Raw genomic sequence first — 13,300 nt, forward strand, 5'->3', positions numbered from 1 at the left:
GCTCTAATCTGAAGCCCCCCGAAGGTTACTCGCGAGTTAGTTACGCCTCAGCAGTCGTCGTACCCGTACTCGCGCCCAGTCGTAGTTGCACCGACCACCGCACCGCCAACAGGCAATGCCGCCGCCCGGAGGACGACGTGAGCGACAACCAGACCCAGATCGACAACCGGCCGCCCTCCGTCGCGGCGCTCTTCCTCGAACGGGTCGAGCGCACCCCCGACGCCGAGGCGTACCGCCATCCGGTGCCCGCCGCCTCCGGCTCGGGACCGGACGACTGGAAGTCGCTCAGCTGGGGCCAGGCCGCGCAGCGCGTCTTCGCCATCGCCGCCGGCCTGATCGACCTCGGCATCCGCTCCGAGGAGCGGGTCGCCCTCGCCTCCGCCACGCGGGTCGAGTGGATCCTCGCCGACCTCGGCGTGATGTGCGCCGGCGCCGCCACCACCACGGTCTACCCGCAGACCAACGCCGACGAGTCCGCCTTCATCCTCGCCGACTCCGAGTCGAAGGTGCTCATCGCCGAGGACGCGGCCCAGCTCGCCAAGGCGGTCGAGCGCCGCGCCGACCTGCCCGGCCTCCACCACGTCGTCGTCATCGACGCCGAGGGCGCGGACACCTCCGAGGAGTGGGTCCTCACCCTCGCCGACCTGGAGGCGCGCGGAGCCGCGTACCTGGAGAAGCACCCCGAGGCGGTCAAGGAGCGGGTCTCCGCGATCACCGCCGAGCAGCTCGCCACCCTCATCTACACCTCCGGCACCACCGGCCGCCCCAAGGGCGTCCGTCTGCCGCACGACAACTGGTCGTACATGGCCAAGGCCATCGCCGCCACCGGACTCGTCACCCAGGACGACGTCCAGTACCTGTGGCTGCCGCTCGCCCACGTCTTCGGCAAGGTCCTCACCTCCGGCCAGATCGAGGTCGGGCACGTCACCGCCGTCGACGGCCGCGTCGACAAGATCATCGAGAACCTGCCGGTGGTCCAGCCGACCTACATGGCGGCCGTCCCCCGGATCTTCGAGAAGGTCTACAACGGGGTCGCCGCCAAGGCCCGCGCCGCCGGCGGCGCCAAGTACAAGATCTTCCAGTGGGCCGCCGGCGTAGGCCGCGAGTACGCCAAGGTCACCCAGGACAACTTCCGCCGCACCGGCACCGCCTCCGCGCCCTTCGGCCTGACCGCCAAGCACAAGGTCGCCGACACCCTCGTCTTCGCCAAGATCCGCGAGGCCTTCGGCGGCCGGCTGCGCGCCTGCATCTCCGGCTCCGCCGCCCTCGCCCCCGAGATCGGCTACTTCTTCGCCGGCGCCGGCATCCACATCCTGGAGGGATACGGCCTCACCGAGTCCTCCGCCGCCTCCTTCGTCAACCCCGGCGAGGCATACCGCACCGGCACCGTCGGCAAGCCGCTCCCCGGCACCGAGGTCCGCATCGCCGACGACGGCGAGATCCTGCTCCGCGGCCCCGGCATCATGGAGGGCTACCACGGCCTCCCCGAGAAGACCGCCGAGGTCCTGGAGGCCGACGGCTGGTTCCACACCGGCGACATCGGCGAGCTCTCCGCCGACGGATACCTCAAGATCACCGACCGCAAGAAGGACCTGATCAAGACCTCCGGCGGCAAGTACATCGCCCCGGCCGAGGTCGAGGGCCAGTTCAAGGCCGTCTGCCCGTTCGTCTCCAACATCCTCGTCCACGGCGCCGACCGGAACTACTGCACCGCGCTCATCGCCCTCGACGAGCCCTCCATCCTCGGCTGGGCCGCCGACCACGACCTCGCCGGCAAGCCGTACGCCGAGGTCGTCGCCGCCCCGCAGACCGAGAAGCTGATCCAGGGGTACGTCGACCGGCTCAACGAGGGCCTCCAGCGCTGGCAGACGATCAAGAAGTTCCGCCTGCTCCCGCGCGACCTCGACATCGAGCACGGCGAGCTCACCCCCTCGCTGAAGCTGAAGCGCCCCGTCGTCGAGCGCACCTACAAGGACCTCATCGACGGGATGTACGCCGGGTCCCGCGAGGTCTGACCGGCACGGAACCCTTCACCTCGGGCGGTGCGGGACAATGGACCCCATGCCTTCCGTACTGCCCGATGGTGAGCCCATGCCCGAGGACGGGGCGCTGCCCGCGCGCGCCCTGGAAGGGGCCGGGGAGCGGCCGCTCGGGTTCTATCTGCACGTGCCGTACTGCGCCACGCGGTGCGGCTACTGCGACTTCAACACCTACACCGCGAGCGAGCTGCGCGGTGCCGGAGGCGTGCTCGCCTCGCGCGACAACTACGCGGGGCAGGTCGTCGAGGAGGTCCGGCTCGCCCGGAAGGTGCTCGGCGACGACCCGCGGCCGGTGCGGACGGTCTTCGTCGGCGGCGGCACGCCGACGCTGCTGGCCGCCGGCGACCTCGTACGGATGCTGGCGGCGATCCGGGACGAGTTCGGGCTCGCCGACGACGCCGAGGTGACCACCGAGGCGAACCCGGAGTCCGTGGACCCCGCCTACCTGGAGGAACTGCGGGCCGGCGGGTTCAACCGCATCTCCTTCGGCATGCAGAGCGCCCGGCCGCACGTCCTGAAGATCCTCGACCGCACCCACACGCCCGGGCGGCCCGAGGCGTGCGTCGCGGAGGCGCGGGCGGCCGGCTTCGACCACGTGAACCTGGACCTGATCTACGGGACCCCCGGCGAGAGCGACGACGACTGGCGGGCCTCGCTGGACGCGGCCATCGGGGCCGGTCCCGATCACGTGAGCGCGTACGCCCTGATCGTCGAGGAGGGCACCCAGCTGGCGCGGCGGATCCGGCGCGGGGAGGTGCCGATGACCGACGACGACGTGCACGCGGACCGGTACCTGATCGCCGACGAGGCGTTCGAGAAGGCCGGGTACGCCTGGTACGAGGTGTCCAACTGGGCCACCTCCGAGGCGGGGCGCTGCCTCCACAACGAGCTGTACTGGCGCGGCGCCGACTGGTGGGGCGCCGGGCCCGGTGCCCACTCGCACGTGGGCGGCGTGCGGTGGTGGAACGTCAAGCATCCCGGCGCCTACGCCGCCGCGCTCGGGGCCGGGAAGTCGCCGGGCGCGGGGCGTGAGCTGCTGTCGGACGAGGACCGGCGGGTCGAGCGGATCCTGCTGGAGCTGCGGCTCCTGGAGGGGTGCCCGCTGGAGCTGCTGCGGGAGCAGGGGCTCGCGGCGTCGCGCCGGGCGCTGGCCGACGGGCTGCTCGACGCGGAGCCCTACGCCGCGGGGCGGGCCGTGCTGACGCTCCGGGGGCGGCTGCTCGCGGACGCGGTGGTGCGGGACCTGGTGGACTGAGACCGGGGCGCGGAGCCCGGGCGGACGAGAGCCGACCGGGCAAGGGCCCGGAGGGCCGGGCGGACGAGAGCCGAGGGCCACGCGGGCCGGGCGGACGAGGGCCGGGCGCACGCGGGCCAGGCGCACCGCGCAGGGGCCGGGAGGGGCGGCGCTACTCCGCCGTCACGAAGTCGATCAGGTGCTCGACCTTGCCGAGCAGTTCAGGCTCCAGGTCCTTGTAGGACGTGACCCGCTTCAGGATGGCCTGCCAGATCGCGCCCGTGTTGTCGGCGGGCCAGCCCAGGGCCCGGCAGGTACCCGTCTTCCAGTCCTGGCCGCGAGGGACCTCCGGCCAGGCGCGGATGCCGAGGACGGACGGTTTCACCGCCTGCCAGATGTCGATGTACGGGTGTCCCACCACCAGCACGTCGGGCGAGCTCACCCGCTCGGCGATGCGGGACTCCTTGGAGCCCGGGACCAGGTGGTCGACGAGGACGCCGAGGCGGGCGTCCGGGCCGGGGGCGAAGTCGGCGACGATCTCCGGGAGGTGGTCCACGCCCTCCAGGTACTCCACCACCACGCCCTCGACGCGCAGGTCGTCGCCCCAGACCCGTTCGACCAGCTCGGCGTCGTGGCGGCCCTCCACGTAGATGCGGCTCGCCCGCGCCACGCGCGCGCGTGCGCCGGGGACGGCGACCGAGCCGGATGCCGTACGGGCCGGGCGGGCGGGTCCGCCGGACGCGGGGCGGACCAGGGTCACCACGCGCCCCTCCAGGAGGAAGCCGCGCGGGTCCATCGGGAAGACGCGGTGCTTGCCGAAGCGGTCCTCCAGCGTCACCGTGCCCGCCTCGCAGCGGATCACGGCCCCGCAGAAGCCCGTCGAGACCTCCTCGACCACCAGGTCCGGCTCGGCGGGGACCTCGGGGGCGGGGGCCTGCTTCTTCCACCGAGGCGTCAGGTCCGGGTCGTAGCTGCGCATTTCGGGGACGCTACGACACCTGGAAGCGGCGTGCCAGTTCATCGCGCTGGCGTCGGACGAAAGCCGCGTCGACGACCGCCCCGTGGCCGGGGACGTAGAGGGCGTCCTCGCCGCCGAGGGCGAGGAGGCGGTCGAGGGCGTCGGGCCAGCGGGTGCCGATCGCGTCGGGGCCGGCCTGGGGTGCGCCGGACTCCTCGACCAGATCGCCGCAGAACACGGTCTCGCGCTCGCCCGGCACCAGCAGGGCCAGGTCGTGGCCGGTGTGGCCGGGGCCCACGTTGGCGAGGAGGACCTGCCGGTCGCCCAGGTCGAGGGTCCACTCGCCGGTCACGGTGCGACGCGGGGCCACCAGCGCCTCCGTCGCCTCCGCCGCGGCCCGCTCGTCGGCCCCGTGCCGCACCGCGTCCTCGTACAGCTCCGCGCGGGTCCTGGCGGAGGCGAGGAGCTCGTCGGTGCCGACCGCGCCGAAGACCTCCGCGCCGGCGAAGGCGGCGGTGCCGAGGACGTGGTCGAAGTGGGGATGGCCGAGTGCGATGTGCGTCACGTGACGCCCGCCGGCGATCGCCTCCGCCTGGGCCCGGATCGCGGCGCCCTCGGCGAGCGAGGAGCCCGTGTCGTACAGGAGCACCGCCCCTTCCCCCACGACCAGTCCGGTCGTCGCGTCCCAGCCGGGGAGCCGTCGCCGGCCCACTCCCGCCGCGAGCCGTTCCCATCCCTGAGCCGCCCAGACGGCCTCGTCGATGTGCATGCCACCGACGCTAGCGGGTCCGCCTCCTTGCCAGGAGCGACGGGCCCGGCCGTACACTGGCCGGGGGTTTCCTGGCACTCGGGCAGGGCGAGTGCCAAAAGCGGAGCAACCGGAACGGCTGGAGCGGGAGGTGTGCGCGTGCTGAGCGAACGCAGACTCGAGGTGCTGCGCGCCATCGTCCAGGACTACGTCGGGACGGAGGAACCGGTCGGTTCCAAGGCGCTCACCGAGCGCCACAAGCTCGGCGTGTCCCCCGCCACCGTGCGCAACGACATGGCGGTGCTGGAGGAGGAGGGGTACATCGCCCAGCCCCACACCAGCGCGGGCCGGATCCCCACCGACAAGGGCTACCGGCTCTTCGTGGACCGGCTGGCCGGCGTCAAGCCGCTCTCCACCCCCGAGCGGCGCGCCATCCACAACTTCCTCGACGGCGCCGTGGACCTCGACGACGTCGTGGGCCGTACGGTGCGGCTGCTCGCGCAGCTGACCCGGCAGGTCGCCGTCGTGCAGTACCCGTCGCTGACCCGCTCCTCGATCCGGCACGTCGAGCTGCTGTCGCTGGCCCCGGCCCGGCTGATGCTCGTCCTGATCACGGACACCGGGCGGGTCGAGCAGCGGGTGATCGACTGTCCGGCGCCCTTCGGCGAGACCTCCCTCGCCGATCTGCGGGCCCGGCTCAACAGCCGGGTCGGAGGCCGTCGCTTCGCCGACGTGCCGCAGCTGGTGCAGGACCTCCCCGAGTCCTTCGAGGAGCCCGAGGACCGAGCCACGGTCTCGACCGTGCTCGCGACCCTCCTGGAGACGCTCGTGGAGGAGCACGAGGAGCGGCTGATGATCGGCGGCACCGCCAATCTCACCCGCTTCGGACACGACTTCCCCCTGACGATCAGGCCCGTCCTGGAGGCACTCGAGGAGCAGGTCGTGCTCCTCAAGCTGCTCGGCGAGGTCAAGGAATCGGGCATGACCGTACGCATCGGGCACGAGAACGCCTACGAGGGGCTGAACTCCACGTCCGTCGTCTCGGTCGGCTACGGTTCGGGCGGCGAGGCAGTCGCCAAACTCGGCGTGGTCGGACCGACCCGCATGGACTACCCCGGAACGATGGGAGCGGTACGCGCAGTGGCACGTTACGTCGGACAGATCCTGGCGGAGTCGTAAGTGGCCACGGACTACTACGCCACACTCGGCGTACGCCGCGACGCGTCCCAGGACGAGATCAAGAAGGCCTTCCGGCGCCTCGCCCGCGAGCTTCACCCGGACGTCAATCCGGACCCGAAGACGCAGGAGCGGTTCAAGGAGATCAACGCCGCCTACGAGGTGCTGTCGGACCCGCAGAAGAAGCAGGTCTACGACCTCGGCGGCGACCCGCTCTCCGCCTCCGGCGGCATGGGCGGCGGAGGCGGCTTCGGAGCCGGTGGCTTCGGCAACTTCTCCGACATCATGGACGCCTTCTTCGGCACGGCCGGGCAGCGCGGGCCGCGCTCGCGGACCCGGCGCGGCCAGGACGCCATGATCCGCCTGGAGATCGACCTCAACGAGGCGGCCTTCGGCACCACCAAGGACATCCAGGTCGACACGGCCGTCGTCTGCACCACCTGTTCGGGTGAGGGTGCCGCCCCCGGCACCTCCGCACAGACCTGCGACATGTGTCACGGCCGCGGCGAGGTCTCCCAGGTCACCCGGTCGTTCCTCGGCCAGGTCATGACCTCCCGGCCCTGCCCCCAGTGCCAGGGCTTCGGCACCGTCGTCCCGACCGCGTGCCCCGAGTGCGCGGGCGACGGGCGGGTGCGGTCGCGCCGCACGCTGACGGTGAAGATCCCGGCCGGTGTCGACAACGGCACCCGGATCCAGCTCGCGGGCGAGGGCGAGGTCGGCCCCGGTGGCGGCCCCGCCGGCGACCTGTACGTCGAGATCCAGGAGACCCCGCACGAGGTCTTCCAGCGGCGCGGCGACGACCTGCACTGCACGGTCACCCTCCCGATGACGGCGGCGGCGCTCGGCACGAAGGTGCAGCTGCAGACGCTCGACGGGCTGGAGGAGATCGACATCCGCCCGGGCACCCAGTCGGGCCAGTCGGTCCCGCTGCACGGCCGGGGCATCACGCACCTGCGGGGCAACGGCCGCGGCGACCTGATCGTCCACGTCGAGGTCCAGACCCCGAGCAAGCTCGACCCCGAGCAGGAGCGCCTCCTGCGCGAACTGGCCAAGCTGCGCGGCGAGGAGCGCCCCACGGGCCAGTTCCAGCCGGGCCAGCAGGGGCTGTTCTCGCGGCTGAAGGACGCGTTCAACGGGCGCTGAGCGGGTGGTCCGTGTGCCGGGGGTCCAGGGGTTGTCTCCCGGGTCGGCACAGTCAGCCTGGCCAGTAGGGGCTGTTCTCGCGGCTGAAGGACGCGTTCAACGGGCGATGGGCCCTGGAGGGGGATGACCCCTGTGTGTGAGAGGGGCGGCACTCTGAGTGCCGCCCCTTTCCCTTGGGCGGGAAGGGGCATGACACGATGCCCATATGTCCACCACCGCGCTGAACGATCTCTTCCGGTACCCGATCGTGCAGGCCCCCATGGCCGGTGGCGCTTCCAGTCCCGCGCTCGTCGGAGCCGTCTGCGAGGCGGGCGCGCTCGGCTTCCTCGCCGCCGGGTACAAGACGGCCGGCGGCCTCTACCAGGAGATCAAGCAGGTCCGCGGACTGACCGGACAGCCCTTCGGCGTCAACGTCTTCATGCCCCAGACCGGCCCCTCGGTGGACCCCGCGGCCGTCGAGGTCTACCGCCACCAGCTCGCCGGGGAGGCCGGCTGGTACGAGACGCCGCTCGGCGAGACCGACGACGGCCGCGACGACGGGTACGAGTCCAAGCTGGCGATCCTCCTGGACGACCCGGTCCCCGTCGTCTCGTTCACCTTCGGCTGCCCGAAGCAGGAGACCCTCCAGGCGTTCGCCCGCGCCGGTACGTACACGATCGTCACCGTCACCTCGGCCGCGGAGGCCCGTACGGCTCAGGCGGCCGGCGCCGACGCGCTGTGCGTCCAGGGCACGGAGGCGGGCGGCCACCAGGGCACCTACCGCGACGACCCGGCCGACGAGCAGCCCGGCACCGGCCTCCTCGCGCTCCTCACCCTGGTCCGGGAGGCCACGGCGCTGCCGCTCGTCGCCGCGGGCGGCCTGATGCGCGGCGCGCAGATCGCCGCGGTCCTCGCCGCGGGGGCCTCCGCCGCCCAGTTCGGCACCGCCTTCCTCGTCTGCCCCGAGTCCGGCGCGCACCCGCTGCACAAGCGGGCCCTGACCGACCCGCTGTTCAACCGCACCGCCCTCACCCGGGCGTTCTCCGGCCGGCCGGCCCGCGGGCTCGTCAACCGCTTCATGCGCGAGCACGGCCCGTACGCCCCCGCCGGCTACCCCGAGATCCACCACCTCACCGCCCCGCTGCGGAAGGCCGCCGCCACCGCGGGCGACGCCCAGGGCATGGCCCTGTGGGCGGGCCAGGGCCACCGGCTGGCCCGTGAGCTGCCCGCCGGGGAGCTCGTCGAGGTGCTCGCCGCCGAACTCGACACCGCCCTCACCGAACTCGCCGACCCGGCCACCAGGAGTGCCTCATGACCGCCCCCGTCTTCGTCGTCGACGCCGTCCCCGGCGCCGGCACCTTCGTCCTGGAGGGGCCCGAGGGGCGGCACGCCGTCTCCGTGAAGCGGCTCCAGGCCGGCGAGGAGCTCGTCCTCACCGACGGCCGGGGCCGCTGGGCGCAGTGCGTGGCGCGGGAGACCGAGGGCAAGGACCGGCTCACCGTGGAGGTGACCGCGGACCACGAGGACCCTCAGGAGCAGCCCCGGATCACCGTCGTCCAGGCCCTCCCCAAGGGCGACCGCGGCGAACTCGCCGTCGAGACCATGACCGAGACCGGCGTCGACGCGATCGTGCCGTGGGCGGCCTCCCGCTGCATCACCCAGTGGCGCGGCGACCGCGGCCTCAAGGCGCTCGCCAAGTGGCGCTCCACCGCCCGCGAGGCCGGCAAGCAGTCCCGCCGCACCCGCTTCCCCGAGGTCGCCGACCTCATGACCACCAAGCAGGTCGCCGCGCTCCTCGCCGGCGCCGACCTCGCGGCCGTGCTGCACGAGGACCGCGACCACCCCAGCGGCGCCCTCGCCACCGCCGAACTCCCCGCGACCGGCTCGATCGTGCTCGTCGTCGGCCCCGAGGGCGGAGTGTCCCCCGAGGAGCTGGCCGCCTTCGAGGCGGCGGGGGCGAAGCCGTACCGGCTCGGGCGCAGCGTCCTGCGCACCTCCACGGCGGGCACGGCCGCCACCGCGCTCGTCCTCGGCCGCACCGGCCGCTGGAGCTAGGGCCGCCCATCGCGAAGGTCCTGCCAGCCCCGCGGGACCCCACGGAGGACGGTTGTCCACAGGGTGGTGCCGGGAGGCGGTTGTCCACAGAGTGGGGGACCCGCTGTCCATGTGTCCGAGGTCTTTTCTAGGCTGACCCGTATGGCCGACGAGTCCCCCCTCCTCCGCAGTCTGCGCGCCGCGATCACCGCCGCGCCCGGCGACGTGCCCCTGCGCCTCCACTTCGCCGAACTCCTCCTCGCGGAGGGGCGGAACGACGAGGCCGTCACGGAGGCCGCCGTCGCGCTCCAGCACGCGCCGGGGGACGCCGACGCCCGGGCGCTGATGGTCCGCGCCATGGGGATGGCGCCGGCCGCCCCCGCCGTCCCGCCCGCACCCGCGCCGGAGCCCCCGGTCGTACGGCCCGAGGCCCCGCAGGCCCCGCAGGCCCCGCAGGCCCCCGCGCCCGCCCCCGTACAGCAGGCGCCTCAGGCCCCGCAGGCCCCGCAGGCTCCGCAGGCGCCCAGTGAGCCGAGGCCTTCCTTCGACTGGGCCGCCGCCGAGGAGCAGGTGTCGGACGTGGTCGGGCCGCGGTTCCTGGAGGAGCCGCAGGCCGAGGGCGGGGACGGGCTCGCCGGGGACGCGGCCGCCTGGGACGTGGACGCGCCCGGAGCCGTGCGCCTCGCCGACGTCGGCGGCATGACGGACGTCAAGGACCGGCTCGAAGCCGCCTTCCTCGCCCCCATGCGCAACCCCGAACTCCGCCGCCTCTACGGCAAGTCGCTCCGCGGCGGACTCCTCCTCTACGGTCCTCCCGGCTGCGGCAAGACCTTCATCGCCCGGGCCGTCGCCGGCGAACTCGGCGCGAGCTTCCTCACCGTCTCGCTCTCCGACGTCCTCGACATGTGGATCGGGGCCTCCGAGAAGAACATCCACGACATCTTCGAGACCGCCCGCAGGCAGGCTCCCTGCGTCGTCTTCCTCGACGAGCTGGACGCCCTCGGCGGCAAGCGCTCCCGCACCCACAACAACGGCCTCCGCAACGTCGTCAACCAGCTCCTGACCGAGCTCGACGGCATCGCCTCCGGCGCGGGCAACGAAGGTGTCTTCGTCCTCGCCGCCACCAACGTGCCGTGGGACGTCGACCTCGCCCTGCGCCGTCCCGGCCGCCTCGACCGCACCCTGCTGGTCCTCCCGCCGGACGCCCCCGCCCGCGAGGCGATCCTCCGCTACCACCTGCGCGACCGGCCCATCGAGGCCGTCGACCTCGGCAAGCTCGTCAAGGTCACCGAGGACTTCTCCGGCGCCGACCTCGCCCACCTGTGCGAGACCGCCGCCGAGGCCGCCCTCCTCGACTCCGCCCGCACCGGCTCCGTCCGGCTCATCACCACCAAGGACCTGCTCGCCGCCGCCAAGCAGCTCCGGCCCTCCACCGAACCCTGGTTCGCCTCCGCCAGGAACGTCGCCATGTTCGCCAACGAGGGCGGTCTCTACGACGACCTGCTCGCCTACCTGAAGCGGAAGCGCAAGCTGTGACCACCCCAGGCACCCCCGCCACGCCCTCCACCCCCGCAGCGCCCTCCGCGCTCGCCCGGGCCGAGGCGCTGTACGAGGCCGGCCGCTACGAGCAGGCCGGGGAGTTCGCCGCCCGGCACCTCGCCGGTGCCCCCGAGGACGCCGACGCCCTCACCCTGCTGGCCCGCTGTCTGCACCGGGCGGGCGACCATCCCGCCGCCCTCGCCGCCGTCGAGCAGGCCCTGCGCGCCGAGCCCGAACTGGTCATGGCGCACCTGATGCGCACCCAGGTCCTGCTCGCCCTCAAGCGGTACGGCGACGCCGAGGCCGCCGCCCGCCGCACGGTCGAACTCGCCCCGGACTTCTGGGGCAGCCACTACGCGCTCGGCACCGCGCTCGCCGAGACCGCCGAGGCCGGCGGCGGCCGCGACCGGGCCCGCCGCGCCGCCGCCTACGAGGCCGCCAGAACCGCCGTCGCCCTCGGCCCGGAGGAGGACGCCGCCCACTTCCTCGTCGGCCTCACCGCCCAGCGGCGCGGCGACCACGCCACCGCCCGGCAGGCGTACGAGACGACCCTGCGGCTCAACCCGCAGAGCAGCGAGGCCCACAACAACCTCTCCCTGCTGAGACTGCGCCGCCGCTGGTTCCGGCGCGGGGCCTGGACCCAGGCCGCCGAGGGCTTCGTCACCTCCGCCGCGCTCGACCTCGACGACCGCAAGGCCCGCTACAACCTGGAGGCGATGGCCTGGGGCACCGCCGCCGGCGCCCGCTGGGTCGCCATGCTCGGCTTCCTCGCCTCCGCGATCGGCGCCGCCCCGGCCCGTACCGGCGCGACCGGCGCCGACGCGGTCGTGCCCCTCGTCATCGGGGCCGCCGTGCTCGCCGGCGCCTGGGGAGGCTGGGCCGTGTGGATCGCCCGCCGGGTCCCGCCGCGGCTGCGCCGCCCGCTGCTGCTCGTCGCCCGCACCTGCCGGCCGGTGCTCGCGATGGCCGCCGCCGTCGGGCTCCTCGGCCTGTTCTCCGCCGTCACCATGGCGCTGTGGACCTACGACACCGGGTTCCTCGGGATCACCCTCTTCTGGGCCGTCGTCATCACGTACTGGGTGAGCCGCTCGGCCCTCAACCGGCGGATGCCCAAGGACTGACCGAAGCCGCCGGATAGCATGCGCACGTACTGACCACCGAGGGCGAGGAGGCCCGCAGCATGGCCGGAGAGCCGCAGAGCGACTGCCTGTTCTGCAAGATCGTGGCGGGGGAGGTGCCGGCGACGCTCGTCCGTGAGACCGAGACCACGCTGGCCTTCCGCGACATCAACCCGCAGGCGCCCACCCACGTGCTCGTCATCCCGCGCCTCCACTACCCGGACGCCGCCTCGCTCGCCGCCGCCGCGCCGGACGTCGCCGCCGACGTGCTCCGCGAGGCCGGCGAGGTCGCCGAGCAGGAGAAGGTGGACGGCAGCGGGTACCGGATCATCCTCAACACCGGCGCCGGCGCCGGCCAGACCGTCTTCCACGCGCACGCGCACGTGCTGGGCGGACGCGGCCTCAACTGGCCCCCCGGATAAGCACGTGTCCGTCCGCGAACTGGTCGTCCTCGGCACCGCCAGCCAGGTCCCGACCCGGCACCGCAACCACAACGGGTACCTGCTGCGCTGGGACGGCCACGGCCTCCTCTTCGACCCCGGCGAGGGCACCCAGCGCCAGATGCTGCGCGCCGGGGTCGCCGCGCACGACCTGAACCGGATCTGCGTCACGCACTTCCACGGCGACCACTCGCTGGGCCTGGCCGGGGTGATCCAGCGGATCAACCTCGACCAGGTCCCGCACCGGGTCACCGCCCACTTCCCGGCGAGCGGACGGCACTTCTTCGAACGGCTGCGGTACGCCACCGCCTACCGCGAGTCCGTCGAGCTGACGGAGGCGCCGGTCGCGGAGGACGGCGTCCTCGCCGTCACCGACGCCTTCACCCTGGAGGCCCGCCGGCTCTCCCACCCCGTCGAGTCCTTCGGCTACCGGCTCGTCGAGCCCGACGGGCGCCGGCTGCTCCCCGAGCGGCTCGCCGCCCACGGCATCGCGGGACCGGACATCGGCCGCATCCAGCGCGAGGGCAGCCTCCGCGGGGTCGGTCTGGAGGAGGTGAGCGAGGTCCGGCGCGGCCAGCGCTTCGCCTTCGTCATGGACACCCGCCTCTGCGACGGCGTGCACGCCCTCGCGGAGGGCACCGACATGCTGGTCATCGAGTCGACCTTCCTCGACGAGGACGTCCGGCTCGCCGAGGACCACGGCCACCTGACCGCCGGACAGGCCGCCGCCGCCGCCCGCGACGCGGGCGTCCGGCACCTCGTCCTCACCCACTTCTCGCAGCGCTACTCCGACCCGTCGGAGTTCGAACGGCAGGCCCGCGCCGCCGGATTCGAGGGCGAGCTGAGCATTGCCCAGGACCTCATGAGGGTCCCCGTACCGAAGAGATAGAGC

12 protein-coding genes are annotated in these 13,300 nt (G+C 73.5%); 10 read left to right on the top strand and 2 right to left on the bottom strand.

Features of this window, described 5'->3' with window-relative positions:
- Window positions 1–137 precede the first annotated feature (137 nt).
- Together ACFYT9_RS01945 and hemW are read left to right on the top strand one after the other, a co-directional pair.
- Window positions 138–2,015 carry an AMP-dependent synthetase/ligase gene (locus tag ACFYT9_RS01945; protein WP_376599116.1) on the top strand — a complete coding sequence of 626 codons (1,878 nt, stop codon included), beginning with the start codon at window positions 138–140 and terminating at the stop codon, window positions 2,013–2,015.
- A gap of 37 nt (window positions 2,016–2,052) precedes the next feature.
- A complete protein-coding gene (gene hemW / locus ACFYT9_RS01950; RefSeq protein WP_389160315.1) occupies window positions 2,053–3,294 on the top strand; it encodes a radical SAM family heme chaperone HemW in 1,242 nt (413 codons plus the stop codon).
- Between the two features lie 151 nt (window positions 3,295–3,445).
- Here the strand turns inward: hemW and ACFYT9_RS01955 are convergent, their stop codons facing one another.
- Together ACFYT9_RS01955 and ACFYT9_RS01960 are read right to left on the bottom strand one after the other, a co-directional pair.
- Entirely contained in the window at window positions 3,446–4,252 is an 807-nt protein-coding gene (locus ACFYT9_RS01955; RefSeq protein WP_376599120.1) for a DUF3097 domain-containing protein, read from the bottom strand.
- Between the two features lie 10 nt (window positions 4,253–4,262).
- A complete protein-coding gene (locus ACFYT9_RS01960; protein ID WP_387270566.1) occupies window positions 4,263–5,000 on the bottom strand; it encodes an MBL fold metallo-hydrolase in 738 nt (245 codons plus the stop codon).
- 138 nt (window positions 5,001–5,138) lie between these two features.
- Here ACFYT9_RS01960 and hrcA point away from each other — a divergent pair, with 138 nt between their 5' ends.
- The 8 genes from hrcA (at window position 5,139) to ACFYT9_RS02000 (ending at window position 13,297) form a co-directional block, all read left to right on the top strand.
- The gene (hrcA, locus tag ACFYT9_RS01965; protein ID WP_319013895.1) at window positions 5,139–6,158 is read left to right on the top strand and encodes a heat-inducible transcriptional repressor HrcA; all 1,020 of its coding nucleotides are present in this window, start codon (window positions 5,139–5,141) and stop codon (window positions 6,156–6,158) included.
- Window positions 6,159–7,298, top strand: coding sequence for a molecular chaperone DnaJ (dnaJ, locus tag ACFYT9_RS01970; protein WP_376599126.1), 1,140 nt, complete (start codon window positions 6,159–6,161; stop codon window positions 7,296–7,298).
- 205 nt (window positions 7,299–7,503) lie between these two features.
- The gene (locus ACFYT9_RS01975; protein WP_389160319.1) at window positions 7,504–8,592 is read left to right on the top strand and encodes a nitronate monooxygenase; all 1,089 of its coding nucleotides are present in this window, start codon (window positions 7,504–7,506) and stop codon (window positions 8,590–8,592) included.
- Window positions 8,589–9,332 (top strand): 16S rRNA (uracil(1498)-N(3))-methyltransferase, encoded by a 744-nt coding sequence (locus ACFYT9_RS01980; protein ID WP_389160322.1) that lies wholly within the window; start codon window positions 8,589–8,591, stop codon window positions 9,330–9,332. Before ACFYT9_RS01975 ends, ACFYT9_RS01980 begins: the two co-directional genes overlap by 4 nt.
- Before the next feature lie 141 nt (window positions 9,333–9,473).
- Window positions 9,474–10,847, top strand: a complete 1,374-nt coding sequence (locus tag ACFYT9_RS01985) for an AAA family ATPase (protein ID WP_389160325.1) — start codon at window positions 9,474–9,476, stop codon at window positions 10,845–10,847.
- Complete coding sequence (locus ACFYT9_RS01990; protein WP_389160327.1) at window positions 10,844–11,971, top strand: tetratricopeptide repeat protein; 1,128 nt, start codon at window positions 10,844–10,846, stop codon at window positions 11,969–11,971. The genes ACFYT9_RS01985 and ACFYT9_RS01990 overlap by 4 nt, the downstream gene beginning before the upstream one ends.
- A 59-nt stretch (window positions 11,972–12,030) precedes the next feature.
- Window positions 12,031–12,390 (top strand): histidine triad nucleotide-binding protein, encoded by a 360-nt coding sequence (locus tag ACFYT9_RS01995; RefSeq protein ID WP_376599136.1) that lies wholly within the window; start codon window positions 12,031–12,033, stop codon window positions 12,388–12,390.
- Window positions 12,391–12,394: 4 nt separating this feature from the next.
- A complete protein-coding gene (locus ACFYT9_RS02000) occupies window positions 12,395–13,297 on the top strand; it encodes a ribonuclease Z (protein WP_376599137.1) in 903 nt (300 codons plus the stop codon).
- Window positions 13,298–13,300: the final 3 nt, after the last annotated feature.

Source organism: Streptomyces sp. NPDC004435 (assembly GCF_042873895.1).
Classification (GTDB): domain Bacteria; phylum Actinomycetota; class Actinomycetes; order Streptomycetales; family Streptomycetaceae; genus Streptomyces.

Excerpts from the sequence above, each read along its gene's own strand:
- ACFYT9_RS01955 (WP_376599120.1), bottom strand. The coding sequence starts at position 4,252 with ATGCGCAGCTACGACCCGGACCTGACGCCTCGGTGGAAGAAGCAGGCC.
- ACFYT9_RS01980 (WP_389160322.1), top strand. The coding sequence starts at position 8,589 with ATGACCGCCCCCGTCTTCGTCGTCGACGCCGTCCCCGGCGCCGGCACC.
- ACFYT9_RS01985 (WP_389160325.1), top strand. The coding sequence starts at position 9,474 with ATGGCCGACGAGTCCCCCCTCCTCCGCAGTCTGCGCGCCGCGATCACC.
- ACFYT9_RS01995 (WP_376599136.1), top strand. The coding sequence starts at position 12,031 with ATGGCCGGAGAGCCGCAGAGCGACTGCCTGTTCTGCAAGATCGTGGCG.
- ACFYT9_RS01975 (WP_389160319.1), top strand. The coding sequence starts at position 7,504 with ATGTCCACCACCGCGCTGAACGATCTCTTCCGGTACCCGATCGTGCAG.
- hemW (WP_389160315.1), top strand. The coding sequence starts at position 2,053 with ATGGACCCCATGCCTTCCGTACTGCCCGATGGTGAGCCCATGCCCGAG.
- ACFYT9_RS01960 (WP_387270566.1), bottom strand. The coding sequence starts at position 5,000 with ATGCACATCGACGAGGCCGTCTGGGCGGCTCAGGGATGGGAACGGCTC.